17 protein-coding genes are annotated in these 18,854 nt (G+C 62.8%); 3 read left to right on the top strand and 14 right to left on the bottom strand.

Annotated features, from left to right (window positions below; translation table 11 throughout):
• Positions 1-72: 72 nt before the first annotated feature.
• From IP76_RS18655 to IP76_RS18645, 3 genes are read right to left on the bottom strand one after another with little or no spacing between them, the layout of a single operon-like run.
• Entirely contained in the window at positions 73-594 is a 522-nt protein-coding gene (locus tag IP76_RS18655; protein WP_054159742.1) for a flavin reductase family protein, read from the bottom strand.
• Positions 594-1,487 (bottom strand): aldo/keto reductase family oxidoreductase, encoded by an 894-nt coding sequence (locus IP76_RS18650; RefSeq protein ID WP_054159741.1) that lies wholly within the window; start codon positions 1,485-1,487, stop codon positions 594-596. The genes IP76_RS18655 and IP76_RS18650 overlap by 1 nt, the downstream gene beginning before the upstream one ends.
• The gene (locus IP76_RS18645) at positions 1,487-2,644 is read right to left on the bottom strand and encodes an LLM class flavin-dependent oxidoreductase (protein WP_054159740.1); all 1,158 of its coding nucleotides are present in this window, start codon (positions 2,642-2,644) and stop codon (positions 1,487-1,489) included. Before IP76_RS18645 ends, IP76_RS18650 begins: the two co-directional genes overlap by 1 nt.
• A gap of 117 nt (positions 2,645-2,761) precedes the next feature.
• Here IP76_RS18645 and IP76_RS18640 point away from each other — a divergent pair, with 117 nt between their 5' ends.
• Both IP76_RS18640 and IP76_RS18635 read left to right on the top strand, forming a co-directional pair.
• On the top strand, positions 2,762-3,466 hold the full coding sequence (locus IP76_RS18640) for a GntR family transcriptional regulator (protein WP_054159739.1): 705 nt from the start codon (positions 2,762-2,764) through the stop codon (positions 3,464-3,466).
• A gap of 45 nt (positions 3,467-3,511) precedes the next feature.
• The gene (locus IP76_RS18635; protein WP_197278381.1) at positions 3,512-4,654 is read left to right on the top strand and encodes a Gfo/Idh/MocA family protein; all 1,143 of its coding nucleotides are present in this window, start codon (positions 3,512-3,514) and stop codon (positions 4,652-4,654) included.
• Positions 4,655-4,684: 30 nt separating this feature from the next.
• Here IP76_RS18635 and IP76_RS18630 read toward each other — a convergent pair whose 3' ends face one another.
• The 6 genes from IP76_RS18630 to katG all read right to left on the bottom strand — a co-directional run bounded on the left by IP76_RS18630 (position 4,685) and on the right by katG (position 12,570).
• Entirely contained in the window at positions 4,685-5,419 is a 735-nt protein-coding gene (locus IP76_RS18630; RefSeq protein WP_054159738.1) for a FadR/GntR family transcriptional regulator, read from the bottom strand.
• Positions 5,416-6,396 (bottom strand): galactofuranose ABC transporter, permease protein YjfF, encoded by a 981-nt coding sequence (gene yjfF / locus IP76_RS18625; RefSeq protein WP_054159737.1) that lies wholly within the window; start codon positions 6,394-6,396, stop codon positions 5,416-5,418. Before yjfF ends, IP76_RS18630 begins: the two co-directional genes overlap by 4 nt.
• Positions 6,393-7,400 (bottom strand): ABC transporter permease, encoded by a 1,008-nt coding sequence (locus tag IP76_RS18620; protein WP_054159736.1) that lies wholly within the window; start codon positions 7,398-7,400, stop codon positions 6,393-6,395. Before IP76_RS18620 ends, yjfF begins: the two co-directional genes overlap by 4 nt.
• Positions 7,397-8,908: a sugar ABC transporter ATP-binding protein gene (locus tag IP76_RS18615; RefSeq protein ID WP_245281509.1), complete on the bottom strand. Its 1,512-nt coding sequence runs from the start codon at positions 8,906-8,908 to the stop codon at positions 7,397-7,399. The genes IP76_RS18620 and IP76_RS18615 overlap by 4 nt, the downstream gene beginning before the upstream one ends.
• 121 nt (positions 8,909-9,029) lie before the next feature.
• Complete coding sequence (ytfQ, locus tag IP76_RS18610; RefSeq protein WP_054159734.1) at positions 9,030-9,992, bottom strand: galactofuranose ABC transporter, galactofuranose-binding protein YtfQ; 963 nt, start codon at positions 9,990-9,992, stop codon at positions 9,030-9,032.
• Between the two features lie 403 nt (positions 9,993-10,395).
• Positions 10,396-12,570, bottom strand: coding sequence for a catalase/peroxidase HPI (gene katG, locus IP76_RS18605; protein ID WP_054159733.1), 2,175 nt, complete (start codon positions 12,568-12,570; stop codon positions 10,396-10,398).
• A gap of 260 nt (positions 12,571-12,830) precedes the next feature.
• Between katG and IP76_RS18600 the strand changes: the two genes are divergently transcribed.
• Positions 12,831-13,751, top strand: coding sequence for a hydrogen peroxide-inducible genes activator (locus tag IP76_RS18600; RefSeq protein ID WP_054159732.1), 921 nt, complete (start codon positions 12,831-12,833; stop codon positions 13,749-13,751).
• 28 nt (positions 13,752-13,779) lie between these two features.
• On the opposite strand, the gene IP76_RS18595 is transcribed toward IP76_RS18600, so the two are convergent.
• The 5 genes from IP76_RS18595 to IP76_RS18575 all read right to left on the bottom strand — a co-directional run bounded on the left by IP76_RS18595 (position 13,780) and on the right by IP76_RS18575 (position 18,803).
• Complete coding sequence (locus IP76_RS18595; protein WP_054159731.1) at positions 13,780-14,853, bottom strand: siderophore-interacting protein; 1,074 nt, start codon at positions 14,851-14,853, stop codon at positions 13,780-13,782.
• Positions 14,850-15,680 (bottom strand): ABC transporter ATP-binding protein, encoded by an 831-nt coding sequence (locus tag IP76_RS18590; protein ID WP_054159730.1) that lies wholly within the window; start codon positions 15,678-15,680, stop codon positions 14,850-14,852. The genes IP76_RS18595 and IP76_RS18590 overlap by 4 nt, the downstream gene beginning before the upstream one ends.
• The gene (locus IP76_RS18585) at positions 15,677-16,672 is read right to left on the bottom strand and encodes an iron chelate uptake ABC transporter family permease subunit (protein WP_054159764.1); all 996 of its coding nucleotides are present in this window, start codon (positions 16,670-16,672) and stop codon (positions 15,677-15,679) included. Before IP76_RS18585 ends, IP76_RS18590 begins: the two co-directional genes overlap by 4 nt.
• Positions 16,673-16,764: 92 nt before the next feature.
• Positions 16,765-17,808, bottom strand: a complete 1,044-nt coding sequence (locus IP76_RS18580) for an iron ABC transporter permease (protein ID WP_054159729.1) — start codon at positions 17,806-17,808, stop codon at positions 16,765-16,767.
• The gene (locus IP76_RS18575) at positions 17,808-18,803 is read right to left on the bottom strand and encodes an iron-siderophore ABC transporter substrate-binding protein (RefSeq protein WP_082352610.1); all 996 of its coding nucleotides are present in this window, start codon (positions 18,801-18,803) and stop codon (positions 17,808-17,810) included. Before IP76_RS18575 ends, IP76_RS18580 begins: the two co-directional genes overlap by 1 nt.
• Positions 18,804-18,854: the final 51 nt, after the last annotated feature.

Below are 18,854 nucleotides of genomic sequence, written 5' to 3'. Positions count from 1 at the left end.
TTACCGAACATCTTCGATTGTCCGCCCGCTGCATTGTGAAATGCACCGACGATCTCCTCCCAATATGACCGTTCAGACCGCGAAGCGGCCGAAACGTCCTCCCGAGAAGCACAGCGGTTCTCCCTGCCGATGTGCAACCCTTAACACCTTGCCGATGATGATCGTGTGATCACCGGCATCATGCAGCGCCTGCTGCACGCATTCGAACCGCGCAAGCGTGCCCGGCAAAACCGGGACGCCCTGCGGATTGATTTCCACCTCCAGCCCGTCAAAGCCCGCGCCCCCCCGCGTGAAGGCTGAACTCAGGTGATCCTGATCAGCGCCGAGCACATGGATGGCGTAGTGATGCGCGCCCGCAAAAGCCGCGTGTTTGGACGAGCTCTTGGCCGGCGACCAGAGCACCAGCGGCGGATCGAGCGAGACCGAGGCAAAGCTGTTGACCGTCATGCCAATCGGTCCGTCGGCGCTGACAGCCGTCACCACCGTCACCCCGGTGGTGAAGCTGCCAAGCGCATTGCGATAGGCGCGGTGGTTTTCCGCCTCTGGCGCGAAGATCGCTTCAGTGCTGTGTCGCGAAAGGTCCGCGGCCATCATCAGGCGACCTCGCGACCGATGGCCAATGTATAAAGCTCAAACCAGGTCTGGCGGTCGATCTCGACAGTCAAGGCATCGGCGATCTTGGCGATCCGCTCCAGCGCATTGGTGCCCATGACCGGCAGGATGGCAGAGGGATGACGGAGCAGCCAAGCAACGGCAACAGCCGTCTCGTCAACACTCTGTTCTGCACCGATGCGCTTCAAAGCTGCCATCAGTTCCGGCTTCGAACCGTCGAACAGACGACCGCCACCGAGCGGCGACCAGGCCATTGGCGGCACCATGCGCTCCTGCATATAGGCAAGGTCGCCATTGACGAAGGCGTCGGTGGCAAGAAGGCTGAGCTCAATTTGGTTGGTGACCAGATTGTTTTCCATCGAGGACTGCAAAAGCGAGAAGTCCCAGGGGCGGAAGTTGGACACGCCGACGGCGCGCACCTTGCCGGATGCAATAAGCGCGTCGAGGGCAGGACCAGTCTCATCCGGATCGATCAGCGGATCAGGGCGGTGAATGAGCAGCAGATCGATGTGATCCGTGCCCATGTCGGTGAGCGAGGCTTCGACCGAGGCGGTGATGTGGGCAGCCGAGGTGTCGTAATATTTGACGCGGGCAGACGAATGGCGACCGACGGGTGCCACGATATCGCATTTCGTCACGATCTCGAGCTTGTCACGCAGGCCGGGCGAGGCTTTCAGTGCACCGCCGAGCACAGCTTCGGCCGTGTAGCCGCCATAGATATCGGCCTGGTCCATGGTCGTGATGCCCTGGGCAAGGCAGGCCTCGATCTTGGCCTGGACATGGGCGGGCGAGGTGTCGGCATCGTCGCCGATGCGCCACATGCCGTAAACGAGGCGGCTGAAGGTGAGGTCGGGGGTAAGATTGACGCGCTGCATCAGCGGCGAACTCCATTTCCAAGAGGGGTGGCCGGCATTTCGGACGGCACGCGACCGTAGATATGCGGAAGAGAGACGGTGTCCAGTTGCGGCAGCACCTTTGTGCCGAAATGCACGGCCTCATCGATATGCGGATAACCGGAGAGGATGAAGGCACGGATGCCCATCTTGCGGTAGGATTCGAGTTCCGACAGCACCTGGTCGGTCGAGCCGACGAGCGCGGCACCACAGCCGGAGCGGGCGCGACCGATGCCGGTCCACAGATGCGGCTCGATATAGCCGAACTGGTCGGCGAGTTCGCGGGCTCGGGCCTGATGGGCAACGCCGAGCGAGATCGAGTCATGCGCCCGTTCGCGGATCAACTTGCCATATTCATCATCAAGCTTCGAGACGATGTAATCAGCGTATTCGCGCGCTTCCTTCTCGGTGTCGCGGACGATCATGTGCACGCGCAGACCATAATCCAGTGTGCGGCCATGGGCCTCCGCCCTCGCATGCACGGCCTTCATCCGCTCGGCCAGCTGCTCCTTCTTTTCCGGCCACATCAGATAGACGTCGCATTGCGCGCCGCAGAGTTCGAGCGCGTCGGGCGAGTAGCCGCCGAAATAGAGGAGGGGGCCGCCATTCTGCTGATAAGGGCGGGCGGGTTCGGTGGACACGCCCTTGAACTGGTAGACCTCGCCCTCATGATCGATGGTGTCGCGCGTCCAGGCCTGACGCAGGATCTCGACGACCTCATGGCTGCGCTTGTAGCGAAAGGCGCTGTCGGCCACTTCGCCGGGAAAATCCGAGCTGATGACGTTGAGCGTCAACCGGCCCTTGAGCATGTGGTCGAGAGTGGCAACCGTGCGGGCCAGCATGATCGGCTGCATCTCGCCGCAGCGAATGGCGGCCAGCATGTTGATCTTGGAGGTGATCGGCGCGCAACCGGCAACGAAGCTCAGCGTGTCCTGTCCGACCTGATAGGAGGATGGGCAAAGGATGTTGCGGAAGCCCAGCTGTTCGGCCTTCTGCACGATATCCGAGCAGTGCTCGAAGCTGGAACGAAGGTCGCCATCCGGCACGCCCAGAAACTGATAATCGTCAGAGCAGAGCGCTGCAAACCACGACACTTCCGCGCCATCAAGATCGGCCGATGTGACGGGTACGACAGTCATGGTGTGCTCCTCCACTTACCAACTTTCCTCTTGCGTAGCACCCGATTTGATGTAGATCAATAGTGTATCAATTTTTTCTCAACGCGATGAAACCGCAACACTGACCCCGCCGGATCCATGACAGCCGCCCCCGGAAGCCTTCCCATTTACGTGCAGATCGCCGAGTTGCTGGTGCGCGACATTGCGGCCGGACGCCTGATCGATGGCGAAAAGCTGAAACCCGAGCGCGACATGGCCGAAGAACTGGGCATTGCCGTTGGCACTCTGCGCAAGGCGCTGGCGGAGCTGCAGCGCCGGGGCCTGTTGGAGCGCGTTCAGGGCTCGGGGAACTATATCCGGGCACTGTCAGACCCGCAGTCTGTTTATGCGATGTTCCGGCTGGAACTGCTCGGCGGCGGCGGATTGCCGACAGCCGAGATCCTCTCGATCGATCGCCTGCCTAAGCCCGCAGATCTGCCGGCCTTCGGGTCGTCCGACGAAGCCCACCGTATCCGCCGCCTGCGCCGGCTGTCCGGCAAGCCGGCAGCGCTGGAAGAGATCTGGCTGGACGGCGCCTATATCGACCGGATCGACACTGAGGCCGTGTCGGAATCGCTTTACCTCTTCTACCGGACCAAGCTGTCTCTCTGGATTGCGCGCGCCGAGGATCAGATCGGTCTCGACCACGTGCCCGACTGGGCGCCGGCGGCCTTTGGTCAGCCTGTGCGCGCGCCCGTCACCCATATTCAACGCATCAGCCAGGACCAGGAGGGCGCCCGCGCCGAAGTCTCCCGCACCTGGCTCGACCACGACGTGGCGCGCTACGTGTCGCGCCTGAAATGACGGGGCGGCAGCAAGTCCCCAACGCCCATGCCTGAGGAGGAAAGAGTGGTAAGACTGAACTACGGGATCATCGGTTGCGGCATGATGGGGCAGGAGCACCTGCGCAATATCGCGCTTTTGCCGGATGCGGCAGTGGTTGCGATTTTCGAGCCGGATGCCGGTATGCGGGCGCTCTCGGCGGAGGCCGTGCCCTCGGCGAAACTGGTGGATAGCATCGAGGCGGTGCTCGCAGTCGAGGAGGTCAACTGCCTGCTGATCGCCAGTCCCAACTATTTGCATCTCGAGCAGTTGGAAAAGATTGCTGCCATCAGGCCGCTGCCGGTGCTGGTGGAAAAGCCACTGTTCACCGATCCCGCCGATGCGCCACGCCTGGCAGCGCTCAGGGCTGCCTATCCCGCGCCGATCTGGGTGGCGATGGAATATCGCTACATGCCGCCCGTTGCCCGGATGATCGAGGAAGCGGCGGACGCCACCGGCGGTATCCGCATGTTGACCATCCGCGAGCACCGCTTTCCCTTCCTGGAAAAGGTCGGCGACTGGAACCGCTTCAACCGCAACACCGGCGGCACGCTGGTGGAGAAATGCTGCCACTTCTTCGATCTCATGCGGCATATCCTCAAATCCGATCCGGTGCGGATCATGGCGTCCGGCGGGCAATCGGTGAACCATCTTGACGAGGTCTATGGTGGCCAGAGATCCGACATCTGGGACAATGCCTATGTGATCGTCGATTTCGCCTCCGGTGCCCGGGCCATGCTGGAACTTTGCATGTTTGCCGAAGGTGCCCGCTATCAGGAGGAGATTTCCGCCGTTGGGCCGAAGGGCAAGATCGAATGCCACGTGCCGGGGCCGGGCCGCTTCTGGCCCGAGCATCTCGGTGAACCGCCGGTGGCGCAGGTAATCGTTTCGCCGCGTGATCCGAAGGGGCCGCGCATGGTGGAGATTCCCGTTGATCCGCAATTGCTCGAAGCCGGCGATCACAATGGCTCGACCTTCTACCAGCACCAGCGTTTTCAGAAGGCGGCACAGGGTGAGCAGCCGGTCGAGGTCGCGCTTGACGATGGCTGGTGGGCCGTCGCCATGGGGCTTGCTGCGCAAAAATCTGCAGAAACGGGTCAGGCAGTGTCCTTCCCGCTCGACTTTTCTCCCGCCGGCGACGCGGCGGCGTCGGAGCGCCGCGCCTCCTGATGAAAACGGAGGGGCGAGGTGTCTCGCCCCTCAGCCGGCGGCAGCGAAATCGGCTTCGAAGTCGATCAGCCCTAGCATGGCTGCATGGGCATCCGGCGCCTTGCCGCGTTCGATGGCGTCAACGAGATCGCGGTGCAGCCGAACGAAGGGCGTAAGCTCGCCTTCACGCGGTGCGGCCACAGCCCGCTGATAGGCAAAGGCGTGTGATAGCTCGATCACGCCATAAAGCGCGCGCATGAAGGGATTGTGCGAGGCATCGGCGACGATGCGGTGCAGTTCGAAATCCGCGAGACAGAAGTTCAGCGGCTGATCGAGCGACATTTCCATCTGCCGCACCCAGTAATGCATGAGGCGCAGATTGTCGGCGGTGCGCCGCTCGGCGGCATGGCCGGCAGCAATCGGCTCCAGCGCCTGGCGTGTTTCGGCAAGCCCTCGCAGGAATTCCTCGTCCGGCGGGGCTGACAGATGCCAGGCAAGCACCTGCGGATCGAAGAGATTCCAGCGGCTCTTCTTGGCGACCTTTGTGCCGACCTTTGGCCGCGCCTCCAGCAGGCCCTTGGCTTCAAGCGTCTTCAGCGCCTCGCGCAACACGGTGCGGGAGACGCCGAATTCGTCGATCAGGGCTGCATCATTGGGCAGGGTCGTGCCGATCGGAAATCGGCCCGAGATGACCCCGACGCCGATTTCATTGATCACATGGGAATGAAAGTTCCGTGCCGCGACGCGTCCGGAAAGGGAGCGAAGCAGGCTCCCTGGTTCACTCATGCGGTGCCCTTTTTCAGACGTTTCCGCCCAGCCTGGGCATTAAAGACGAGCTTTTGCAGGAGGATGAACATGAACAGCAGAAACCCGATGGCGATCTTGGTCCACCAGCTGGAGAGCGTGCCGTCGAAGACGATATAGGTCTGGACGAGGCCCTGCAACATCACGCCGATCAGCGTGCCGAAGATGAAGCCATACCCCCCGGTTAGCAGGGTTCCGCCTATCACCACGGCTGCAATCGAGTCAAGTTCGATGCCAACGGCCGCAAGAGGATAGCCGGCCGAGGTATAGAGCGAATAGACGATGCCGGAGAGGCCGCCGAGGAAGGAGCCGAGCGCATAGATGCCGATCGTCGTGCGCGCCACGGGCACGCCCATCAGAGCTGCCGAGGTCGGGTTGCCGCCGATGGCATAGACATAGGAGCCGAAGCGGGTCTTGTGGGCAATGAAGCCACAGACGAGGAAGACGGTCAGCATCAGGAGACCGATGGCAGAGAGCCGTCCGCCGCCGGGCAGCTTGTAGTAAAGCGTCGAGACGAACTTGTAGAACTCGTGATTGATCGGGATCGAGTCCTGCGTCAGCACCGAGGCGAGACCACGCGCCAGGAACATGCCGGCCAGCGTCACGATGAAGGGCGGCACGCGCAGGAAGTGGATCGCAGCCCCCATGCCGGCACCAAAGGCGGCGGAGAAGGCGAGTACGATGGCAAAGACGGCGAGCGGGTGCAGACCGAACCAGGTGATCAGCACGGCGGTAACCACGCCGGTGAGCCCGATCACCGCGCCAACGGAGAGGTCGATGCCGCCTGAAATGATGACGAAGGTGGCGCCGACGGCGGCAATGCCGAGAAAGGCGTTGTCTGTAAGGAAGTTGCCGAACACCCGCGTCGACCACATCGCCGGATACTGGAAGATGCAGATGGCATAGGCGACGATGAAGATGACGGTGGTGGCAACGAGAGGGCGATAACGCGGGTTCATCGGGTCTTTTCCGTAAGCCTAGATTGACCCATGCGGCGCGAGAAGATCTCGCCGATGCGGTCGGATTGCAGCACCAGGATGAGGATGATCACGCCGGCCTTGACGATCAGGTTGAATTCCGGCGGGAAGCCCGAGACGAGAATACCGGTGTTCATCGCCTGGATGATCACGGCACCCAGCACCGACATCGGGATCGAGAAGCGGCCGCCCATCAGGGAAGTCCCGCCGATCACGACGGCAAGAATGGCGTCGAGTTCGAGCCAAAGGCCCGCATTGTTGGCGTCGGCACCCCGGATGTCGGCCGCCACGATGACACCGGCAATCCCGGCGCAAAGGCCGCCGAAACCATAGATGGCAAGGATAACGGTGCGGCTGCGCAGGCCGGTATAGTTGGCCGCCGAAAGATTGGTGCCAATCGCTTCGACAAAGAGACCAAGGGCCGTTCGCCGCATCAAGAGATGCGCGGCGATCATCAGGACGAAGGCGATGACGGCGGGCATGGGCAGGCCAAAGAGCGAGCCGGTGCCGACGAAGATCAGGGCGCGATCGGAGAAGGTGACGATGGATCCTTCTGTGATCAGCTGGGCCAGTCCGCGCCCCGCGACCATCAGCACAAGCGTTGCAACGAAGGGCTGGATGCCGAGAAAGGCAACAAGCGCGCCGTTCCACAACCCGCAGGCAACACCAACGGCAAGGGCCGCAAAAAGCGTGACGATCAGGGGCTGGCCGGAGACCGCACAGGTGGCGGCAACCGCACCGGCCACCGCCATGACGGCGCCGACGGAGAGATCAACGCCCTTGGTGGCGATGATCGCCGTCATGCCGATGGCAAGGATCGCCACCGGCGCACCGCGATTGATGACGTCAATCAGGCTACCGAACAGCCGACCGTCCTGCCAGGTTACGTCGAAGAAGCCGGGAAAGACCAGCCAGTTGAAGATCAGGATGCCGATCAGCGCAAAAAGCTGCGGTTTCATCAGGCGCAGAAAGGGATTGGTTTTCATGCCGGCTCTCCAATCGGCAGTTCCGCGATGGTGCGGACGATGACCGAAGGGGTGATATCGGCGCCATGCAGTTCCGCGACCATGGCCCGGTCGCGCATCACGATGACGCGGGATGAATAGGAGACGATCTCGTCGAGTTCGGAGGAGATGACGACCAGCGCCAGTCCGTCTTCGCGAAGCCGCGTGATCATCCGCACGATCTCGGCATGGGCGCCGACATCGATGCCGCGGGTCGGCTCATCCAGGATGAGGAAGCGCGGATCGGTGGCCAGCCAGCGGGCGAGGATGACCTTCTGCTGGTTGCCGCCGGAGAGGAGCTTGACCGGCAGTTCGGCAGAGGCTGTGCGAATGTCGAGGGCCTCGATGAAATTGCCGGCGATCTCAAGCTGTTCATCACGGTTCAATGCCCGGAACCAGCCGAGCCGCGCCTGCATCGCAATGACGATGTTTTCGCGCACCGAGAGATCACCGAAGATGCCATCGATCTTGCGATCTTCAGGGCAGAAACCGAAGCCGAGTTCGACTGCATCGCGCGGTGAACCGACATAGGCTGTCTTGCCGTCGATGGAGAGTGTGCCGCTGTCGGCCTGATCGACGCCAAACATCAGCCGCGCCATTTCGGTGCGGCCCGAGCCGAGCAGGCCGGCAACGCCGATCACTTCGCCCTTGTGAATGTCGAGCGTGAAGGGGCGGACCTTGCCCGCAAGGCCGAAGTCGCGGAAGGACATCAGCGTCTCGCCAACCTCCGCCTCTTCGCCGGCGACGTCGTGATGGGGGAAGACCAGATCCTTGCCGAGCATCATGCGCACGAGCTGGGTGCGGTCGAGATTGGCGATCGGCTCTGTGCCGATCAGCTTACCATTGCGCAGCACGGTCACGCGGTCGGAGAGCTCGAACACCTGGTCGAGGAAGTGGGTGATGAAGACGATCGCGAGACCATCGGCGCGCAGGTTGCGGATGATTTCGAAAAGTTTCTCCACCTCATAGCGGTCGAGGCTGGCGGTCGGCTCATCAAGGATCAGCACCTTGCCGGACAGTTCAACGGCACGTGCGATGGCGACGATCTGCTGGATCGCAACGGAGAAGGTGGAGAGCTCGGCGCGCACGTCGATGTCGAGGCCGTAGCGCGCGAGAATGTCGCGCGCGGCGCGTGCCATCGTGTTGCGGTCGATCAGGCCGAAGCGAGTTGGCTGGCGGCCGATGAAGAGGTTTTCCATCACCGTCATGTTCGGCAGGAGGTTCACCTCCTGGTAGACGGTGCCGATGCCGAGCGACTGGGCCTGCATCGGCGTCGTGAAGGAGACGGGTGCGCCGTCCAGACGGATCACGCCCCCGTCGGGAATATAGGCGCCCGTCAGGATCTTGATGAGGGTCGATTTGCCGGCGCCGTTTTCTCCAAGCAGGGCATGCACTTCGCCACGTCGCAGGGAAAAATTCACGGCATCGAGTGCCGTCTGGTTGGCGAAACGCTTGGTGATGCCCTCGGCTTCGAGCACCGCGCCGTCCATTCTGTTCATGTGATCACGTCCCCTCGATCTCCCCGGAGCCTAGCCGCAGATGCGGCTGAGCGAAAGTAAGGACGGTCCCGCCACCGGTCAGGAGGTGGCGGGACCGCACCAGGGAGTCAGATCAATAGCCGAGGCCCTTGCGGCGGTCGTACTCGCCCTGCGGATCGTCGGCAGGCGTGTAGAGCTTGGACTCGGTGATGATGAACTTCTCCGGTGCCTTGCCGTCCTTCACGAAGGCGTCGAGGGCATCGAAAGCCGGGCCTGCCATGTTCGGCGTCAGCTCGACGGTGGCATTGGCTTCACCGGCGACCATGGCGGCGAAGATATCCGGAACGGCGTCGATCGAGACGACGAGGATATCGGTGCCAGGCTTCAGGCCTGCATCCTTGATGGCCTGGATCGCGCCAACGGCCATGTCGTCGTTATGGGCGTACATCGCGCAGATGTCCTTGCCGCCATTTTCCGCCTTCAGGAAGCCTTCCATGACTTCCTTGCCTTTTGAGCGGGTGAAGTCGCCGGTCTGGCTGCGGGCAAGCGTAATGTTCGACTTGCCGGCAATGGCTTCTTCGAAGCCCTTCTTGCGGTTGATGGCAGGCGTGGAGCCGACGGTGCCCTGAAGCTCGACCACCTTGCACGGCTTGTCGCCGACGGTCTTGACCAGCCATTCACCGGCCACGCGACCTTCCTTGACCTGGTCGGATGCAACCGAGGTCAGGTAGAGATCCTGGGGTGCATCAACGCCGCGGTCGAGCAGGACGACCGGGATTTCGGCTTCCTTGGCTTCCGTCAGCACTTCTTCCCAGCCAGTTGCCACAACCGGGGCAACGAGAATGGCGTCAACGCCCTGGGCAATGAAGCCTCTGATGGCTTTGATCTGGTTTTCCTGCTTCTGCTGGGCATCGGCGAATTTGAGGTCGATACCGCGTTTTTCGGCTTCCATCTTGGTCACCGAGGTCTCGGCTGCACGCCAGCCGGATTCCGAACCGATCTGCGAAAAGCCGACGGTCATGTCTGCAGCAACGGCCGAAGAGCAGCCGAGCGCGATCACGCTTGCGCCGAGCGCAAGCTTGCGAAGAAATGTCATGAAGTGTCCTCCCAAAAGAATTGCGACACCACCTCCCTGGTGTCGAGGACAAGGTGTAATCGCAAGTTTTCAGGCTGTAAAGCGCAAAAGTACTATTATATATTGTGCATCGCAGCATGGCGTGACGGTGTCAGGGCTGCCTCTACCCTCCTGCGGCCATTTTGACCTCGCCGTTGCTCGGTGGACGGATCGATCTTCCTCTGACTGATACTCGCCGTCAACCCGTGGATGTAACCAGGCGCCGGGGCGCCAGTTCCCGCAGCGTGCCTGCTGGACACGCCTTTATGTAAGCAAGATCTTTCAGACAAAGCCCTGGCGGCCCTGCGCAAGGAAAAGGGCCAGCCGCAAAGCGACTGGCCCTCGTAAGTCTGCCTTGTATCAGGCGTCAGTGTCGCTCAGCGCCTCAAGCGAGGTCGAAGCGATCCGCGTTCATCACCTTCACCCAGGCAGCCACGAAGTCCTTCACGAACTTCTCCTGGTTGTCATCCTGGGCGTAGACTTCCGCATAGGCACGCAGCACCGAGTTCGACCCGAAGACGAGATCGGCGCGGGTCGCGGTGAACTTCTTCTCACCGGTCTTGCGGTCGCAGATGTCGTAGGAGTTCTTGCCCGTCGGCTTCCAGGTGAAGCCCATGTCGGTCAGGTTGACGAAGAAGTCGTTCGTCAGCTGGCCTTCGCGGGTGGTGAACACGCCATGCTTGGTGCCGCCGTGATTGGTGCCGAGTACGCGCAGGCCGCCGAGCAGAACGGTCATTTCCGGACCGGTGAGACCCATCAGCTGTGCGCGATCGAGCAGCATTTCCTCGGGGCTGACGACATAGTCCTTCTTTGCCCAGTTGCGGAAACCATCGGCCAGCGGCTCGAGAGCGGCAAAGCTTGCGGCATCCGTCTGCTCGGCAGTAGCGTCGCCACGACCGGCCGCGAACGGCACGGTGATGTCGTGACCGGCAGCCTTTGCGGCCAGCTCGATGCCGACATTGCCGCCGAGCACGATGACATCGGCGACGCTGGCGCCGAATTCTTCGGCGATCAGTTCGAGCACCGAGAGAACCTTGCCGAGACGGGCCGGCTCATTGCCTTCCCACTCACGCTGCGGAGCAAGACGGATACGGGCGCCGTTGGCGCCGCCGCGCATGTCGGACTGGCGATAAGTGCGGGCGCTGTCCCAGGCGGTCGAGACGAGTTCGGAGATCGTCAGACCAGAGGCCGCGATCTTCGCCTTGACGGCACCGACATCGTAATTCTTAGCGCCGGCCGGGATCGGATCCTGCCAGATCAGGTCTTCGGTCGGGGCCTCGGGGCCGATGTAGCGAACCTTGGGGCCAAGATCACGATGGGTCAGCTTGAACCAGGCGCGGGCAAACGTGTCCTGGAAATAGGCCGGATCCGCCATGAACTTCTCGCAGATGGCGCGGTAGGCAGGATCCACCTTCATTGCCATGTCTGCATCGGTCATCATCGGCATGCGGCGGATCGACGGATCGGTCGCGTCCACCGGCATGTGTTCTTCCTTGATGCCAACCGGCTGCCACTGTTGTGCGCCGGCCGGGCTGCGCGTCAGCTCCCAGTCATAGCCGAACAGAAGCTCGAAATAGCCCATGTCAAAGACGGTCGGGTTGGCTGTCCAGGCGCCTTCGATGCCCGAGGTTACCGCAAGGCTCGCCTTACCGTTCTGGTTCGGGTTCATCCAGCCAAAGCCCTGGTTTTCCAGATCACCGGCTTCCGGCTCGACGCCCAGTGCCTGGGCGCTGCCATTGCCGTGTGCCTTGCCGACGGTGTGGCCACCGGCGGTCAGCGCTGCGGTCTCTTCGTCGTTCATGGCCATGCGGGCAAAGGTTTCGCGAACCTGGGCAGCAGTCGCCATCGGGTCAGGCTTGCCGTTCACGCCTTCCGGGTTGACGTAGATGAGACCCATCTGCACGGCGGCCAGCGGGTTTTCCATCGTGTCCGGCTTGGAAACGTCATCATAACGGTTGTCGGAAGGGGCGAGCCATTCCTTCTCGGCGCCCCAATAGACGTCCTTTTCCGGACCCCAGATGTCGGTACGACCAAACGAGAAGCCGAAGGTCTTGAGACCCATGTCTTCATAGGCGACCGTGCCGGCAAAGAGGATGAGGTCGGCCCAGGAGATCTTGTTGCCGTATTTCTTCTTCAGCGGCCAGAGCAGGCGGCGTGCCTTGTCGAGGCTGGCATTGTCAGGCCAGGAATTGAGCGGTGCGAAGCGGATATTGCCAGCGCCGCCGCCGCCGCGACCATCGGCCAGACGGTAGGAGCCGGCGGAGTGCCAGGCGAGACGGATCATCAGACCGCCGTAGTGACCCCAGTCGGCCGGCCACCAATCCTGGCTGTCCTTCAGCAGGGCCTTCATGTCGGCCTTGAGGGCCGCCACGTCGAGCTGCTTGACGGCTTCACGGTAGTCGAAGTCCTTGCCCAGCGGATTGGTCTTCGTGTCGTGCTGGTGAAGGATGTCGAGGTTCAGCGCGTTCGGCCACCAGGCCATGACGGTTGATCCGGTTTCGGTGTTCGAACCGTGCATGACCGGACATTTGCCGGCGCCTTTATTGCTCAGGGTATCCATAAGTGCCTCCTTGAAGAATCCGCTTGCGTGATCTCGGACCGCGTCTGCGCATTCGACCATGCCTGCGTCACGACCAGATGAAGGTATCGGTGAAGGGTCGAAAACCCTGTTCCGCTCTGTGGGTGCCGGCATTTTCGCTTGTGCAGACAAGCCTTGGCAGGGCCGGTGAGGACCTGCTCCGACATCATCTGGAATGGTTCTAGCAAGTTCTTGCGATTAATGTAATTTGGAAATACTGATCAGTTCCATAGGAAAAGGTTATGATCAATTTTACCCTGAGACAGCTGCGCTATTTCGAAGCCCTGGCCCGTCATGGCCATTTCGGCCGTGCTGCGGAAGACTGTTCCATTTCCCAACCGGCGCTGTCAGTACAGATCCGCGAGCTTGAACAGGCGCTTGGAACCGAGCTTTTCGAACGGGCGGCGCGGCAGGTTCGCCTTTCGGCCTTTGGAGAGGAGTTTCTGACCCGGGTCCGGGATGTCCTGCGTTCGGTCGATGAGCTCGGCGATCTCGCCCGTGCTCACCAGAGGCAGTTGCAAGGCAGGCTCCGGATTGGCGTGATCCCGACTGTTGCACCTTATCTTCTGCCGGCGATGATCTCCGATCTCACCCGCAGCAATGCTGGTCTCGACATCCATATCCGCGAGACGGTGACACCCAAGCTTTTGCAGGAGCTTTCAGAGGGGCGGCTGGATACGGCAATCGTCGCTCTGCCCGTTTCCGAGCCCGGCATGACAGAGACCCCGCTGTTTCGCGAGAACTTCGTTCTGGTGCGACCGCCTGAAGATGAGGGCAAGCCGGTACCCAATCGGGATACTTTGAAGGAGATGCGGCTGCTGCTGCTTGAAGAGGGGCACTGCTTCCGGGAGCAGGCCCTGTCCTTTTGCGAACTGGGCTCGGCCCGGCCTCGCGAGATCCTTGATGGCAGTTCTTTGTCCACGCTGGTCCAGATGGTCGGCGCGGGCATCGGCGTGACGCTGATCCCGGAAATTGCCTTGGCCGTGGAAACGCGGTCGGCTGAAGTCTCGATTGGCCGTTTTGAAGACCCGCAGCCGTCGCGCACCATCGGCATGATCTGGCGCAAGACGAGCCCGATTGCCCGCCAGCTGACCGAAGTGGCGGAGATCGTTCGCCAGGCGGCAAGGCGAATCGGAGTGGACTGCGGAGCCGCGGCCGCCTGAGCGCTATGGCCCAAGCGGCGAGCCCGGTTCAGGCGGCGTCGTGCTGCGTGCGCTCCCAGTACCAGGCCAGATATTGCCGACGGCGATTGCGTCCGCGCGATGCGAGATAGGCCTTGAACGCGCGCACATCGTCCTTCTCGCAGGCAAACCAGACAAAGGTTTCGGCATCGAGCTCATCCACCACGGCTCGCGCCTCGGTCGCAAGCACCCCCGTCGCGCCTGTTGGATAGCTCGAGCGATGCAGCCAGCGGACGGAAAGCGTACCCGCCGTAGGCAATGGCTGTTCCTCGCCTTCGTCCTCGACTTCTATGATCGCCTGCATCTTCGTTCCCGCCGGCGCTTCGGCCGCCATGCGGGCAATCGCCGGAAGCGCGCTTTCGTCACCGGCAAAGAAGATCGCGTCCGCCTCCGGTAGGCCGCCACCGCCGGGACCCATGATCGCCACCCGGTCGCCGGGTTGTGCATCGCGGGCAAAGTCTGCGCCAGGGGTGGCAACGCCCGCTACCGGGTGCTGGAGGAAGTCCATTGAGACATGGCCCTTTTCGACGTCGACGGAGCGGATCGTATAGATCCGGACGATCAGTTCGTCTTCGCCCTCCGGCCAGCCGATCCGGCCATCCGCCTTCAACTCCGGCCAGCGCGCCTTGCGGCCCTTCGGCGGTACGAGCAGGCGCACATGCATGTGGCTATCGAGGAAGGCTGTGATGTCGGCGCAGGCAAAGGTCACGCGGCGCATCCTGGGCGTAACGACCTCGGTCGAGACCACCGTCGCTTCCTGCAGATTGGCGGGCGCAATCTTCGGCGCGGGCGTCGCCCATTCGAGCGCAAAAGGCTCCTCGCCGGCGAAATAGTAGAGATGTTCGGCAAACATCGTGCGGGTCGCCTCAAGCGCGTCTGCGGTGTCGCAGCCAATGCCGATCTTCAAGGTGTCGCCGTCGCAGGTGATCTCGATTGTCCAGTCGTCGCTGTGCAGCGTTGCGGTTCCACCGTCGCGGTGGACATCAGCATGCTCGACGAAGTGTTCGCAGATTTCCTCCAGCATCGCCTCGGCATCGGCCGGGCGGGCAATGCCGGAAAGCACGAAATCATGGTGCGCGGTCATGGTTGCAACTCCAGGGTCGGGGCAGGGGCTTTTGTCATGTGATGGCGGCCGATCGGCAGCATGATCGGCCGGCCGGAGGTGGGGTCGGTGACGATGCGGCTTTCGAGATTGAACACCCGGCGGACAGTCTCTTCCGTCAGAACCGCGTCCGGCGTGCCGGTGACAAACGGGCGCCCATCCAGCATGGCAACGAGATGGTCGCCGTAACGGGCGGCAAGATTGAGATCGTGCAGCACCATGGCGATGGTGGTGCCGCGCCGGCGGTTGAGGTCGGTCAGAAGATCGAGCACCTCCACCTGATGACTGATGTCCAGAAAGGTCGTTGGTTCGTCGAGCAAAAGAATTTCGGTTTCCTGCGCCAGCGCCATGGCGATCCACACCCGTTGGCGCTGTCCGCCGGACAGTTCGTCCACCGGCCGATCGGAGAGATCGGTGATCTGGGTGGCGTCGAGGGCAGCTGCGATCGCCTCGTCGTCGCGGAGCGTCCAACGGGCGAAGAGCCCGTGATGTGGATGGCGTCCACGGCTGACGAGATCGGCAACCGTGATGCCTTCCGGCGCGATCGGCGACTGTGGCAAGAGCCCAAGCCGACGGGCCAGATCCCGTGTCGGGACCTGATGGATGGATTGGCCGTCGAGCAGGACCTGGCCGCCGCGCGGCGCGATCAGCCGCGACATGGCTTTCAGCAGCGTGGACTTGCCGCAGGCATTGGCACCGACGACGGCCGTGATCTTGCCCGGTGGCAAGGCAAGGTCGAGCCCATCGATGATCAGCGTTTCGCCATAGCCGGCAGACAGTTGGCGCGCCTCGAGGCGGGGATCGGTCACGCGGCACCTCCGAGGCGATTGACCCTGATGATCAGGGCGATGAGATAGGGCGCGCCGAGCGCACCGGTGACGACCCCGACCGGATAGCGGCCGGGCAGGAGGAACTGGCCGACGAAATCGCCTGTCAGCACAAGGCCCGCACCGACAAAGGCCGCTGGCAGCAGAAGCGATCTGCGCTGTCCGATCGTGCCTGCGGCAATGGGCCCGGCGAGGAAGGCGACGAAGGCAATCGGGCCTGTGACGGCGGTGGCGGTGGCGATCAGCCCGACCGCTGAAACGATGACGAGAATACGGGTGAGGGAGACGTTGACGCCGAGGGCAGAGGCTGTTTCCTCGCCAAGGCGAAGGGCTTCCAGATCGCGGCTTCGGGCGAGGAGCAGACCGCCGAACAAGATGAGCGCGACGAAAAGCGGCAGCGCCTGAGCGAGCTGCGCGCCGTTCAGGCTGCCGGTCAGCCAGCGCATGGCCTCTTGCAGGGTGAAGGCGGGTGCGCGGGCCAGCACATAGGCGATCATGCTTTCCAGCATGGCCGAGACCCCGATGCCGACCAGGATCAGCCGGGGCCCGGCGACGCCATTGCGGGCAGAGAGGCCATAGACCAGGATGGCGACGCCGAGCCCGGCGACAATGGCGAAGACAGAGACCGCAGGTCCGCTCCACGACAGAACGACAATGGCAAAGACGGCCGCCGCACTGGCGCCGGAGCTGATGCCGATGATGTCGGGGCTCGCCAGCGGATTGCGCAGCATGGTCTGGAAGGCGACGCCGCCAAGACCGAAACTCATGCCGGCAAGGATGGCGAGCACCGCGCGCGGCAGGCGCAGCTGTCCAACCGTGAAGCTCGCGCCTGGCACGGTCTCTCCGAGAAGAACCCGGATTATATCGCCCGGTGGCGTCAGGGTTTTCCCCATCATCAGCGTCAGCAGAAAACCGGCGGCAAGGATCAAGCCCATCACCACAAGCGTCAGCTTTCGCTGACGGGACTGCCGCATCCGGTCGGCTGTTATACGCCGGACGGAGGATAGGCCAGGTGCCGCCCGGGCATTGGGCGGGTCGAACGCGATGGGCAGGTTCAGCGGCGTGTTCACAATGCGCGCACCTTCTGCCGCCGGACAATCCAGATGAAGAAGGGCCCGCCGATCAGGGCTGTGACGATGCCGACCTCCAGTTCCGACGGCCGGGCTGCAAGCCGCCCGACAAGGTCGGCGCCGGTTAGCAGAATGGCGCCGCTGACGGCGGAAAAGGGCAGGAGCCAGCGATGATCGACGCCGACGAGAAGCCGGCAGGCATGCGGCACAACGAGGCCGACAAAGCCGATTGGACCGCAGATGGCCGTGGTCGCACCACACAGCAGGATCGCCCCGAAGGAGGCTGTGGCACGGGCAAAGGCAACACGTTCACCAAGGCCTGCGGCCAGCTCATCGCCCAGCGCCAGCGAATTCAGCCGGCGTGCGGACAAAAGGCAGATCAGGAAGCCGGCGACGAGGAAGGGCAAGACCGGCTCGATGCGCTCGAAGGTCGCCCCGCCGACGCCGCCGACATGCCAGGAGCGGATGCCGCCCGCGATATCCGCCCGTGGCAGGACGACGGCAATGACCAGCGAGGAAAAGGCGATGGAAGTTGCCGCACCGGCAAGTGCGAGTTTCAGCGGTGTTGCGCCGCCCCTGCCAAGGGAGCCGACAAGATAGACGAAGACGGCCGTGATGCCGGCGCCGAAAATGGCTGTCCAGATGTAAGCATGCACCGACGTTATGCCGAACCAGGCAACGGCCACGACGACGGCAAGCGAGGCGCCGCTATTGACGCCGAGAATGCCGGGATCGGCAAGCGGATTGCGGGTGACCCCCTGCATGACGGCGCCGGCAAGGCCGAGCGCCGCACCCGCAAGCATGGCCAGCAGTGTGCGGGGAATACGAGTGGCGACGGCCGCTTCACCAATCGTGCCGCTATGCCCCGAAAGCGCCGAGACGACCTCCGGCAACGGCACGTCGCGGGTGCCGATGGACAGGGAAAGCGCCGAGACCAAGATCGCCACAAGCAGCAGAACCGCCAGCCAGGACACCCGGCTGCCGGTCTGGGAGGCCAGCGACACGCGCGGCCGGTTGGCGAACAGGCGTGTCGTGTTCATCAGGTCTTTCTGGCAGCCTCTGCGAGCATGGCGACATAATCAGCCAGCACCCACGTAATCGACAGCGGCGTCGGATTGGCCGCGGTCCCGATGGGATCGCGGCCGAGCGTGACGATTGCGTCGTGTTCGACGGCGGGCATATGCGCGAGCAGCGGATTGGCCTTCATCGCGGCAATCAGGCTGCGATCGCCATAGGTCACGAGAATGTCGACATCGTTGAAATCATCGATCCGCTCGGCGCTGATCGATCCGGCGAAGCTGCCGGCTTTTGAGGCCTCGATCACGCTTTTCGGCATGGCGAGGCCCAGATCCTTGAAGAAGCGCACGCGTGTATCCTGCGTGGTGTAGAAATTCACCATGCTAAGATCGGTCGCATCGAGATGGGTGACGAACATGGCCGTCTTGCCCTTCAGTTCCGGATATTTGGCGACCTCTGCGGCAATCTTCTTTTCGATGTCGGCAATCAGTGCATCGCCTTCGCGGGCCATGCCGATACCGGCGCTGTCAAGCCGGATCGTTTCGCGCCAGTCCGTCGACCAGGGCGCCTGCGGATAGGCAACCACCGGCGCGATCTGGCTGAGCGTGTCATAATCCGCCTGGCTCAAGCCGGAATAGGCAGCGAGAATGACGTCCGGCCGGGTCTCGGCAACCGCCTCGAAATCGATGCCGTCGCCCTCATCGAACAGTTGCGGCGGCGTGCCGCCCAGCGCCTTCAGCCGCTCCGAGACCCAGGGCAAGAGCCCGTCGCCATCATCATCGCCGAAATTCGCCGCTGCCATGCCAACCGGGACAATGCCGAGCGCCAGCGGGACTTCATGATTTGCCCAGGCAACGGTCGCCACGCGCACGGGCTTGGCTGTGATTTCCGCCGTGCCAAGCGCATGGGTGATCTTTGCCGGATAGGCGGTCACCTCCTCCGCCATGACGGTCGATCCGTAAAGGATCCCGATCAGGAGGGCCGGCGCGAGTGTCAGATCACGAAAACGCAGTCGCATGGGGCAGGGCTCATCCATGTTTTAAGTTGACTGTCCCTCTCAGCTTCATGC

The sequence above is a fragment of the Rhizobium sp. AAP43 genome, from assembly GCF_001296045.1.
Taxonomy (GTDB): domain Bacteria; phylum Pseudomonadota; class Alphaproteobacteria; order Rhizobiales; family Rhizobiaceae; genus Allorhizobium.
This window is presented reverse-complemented; position numbering and strand designations above follow the sequence as displayed.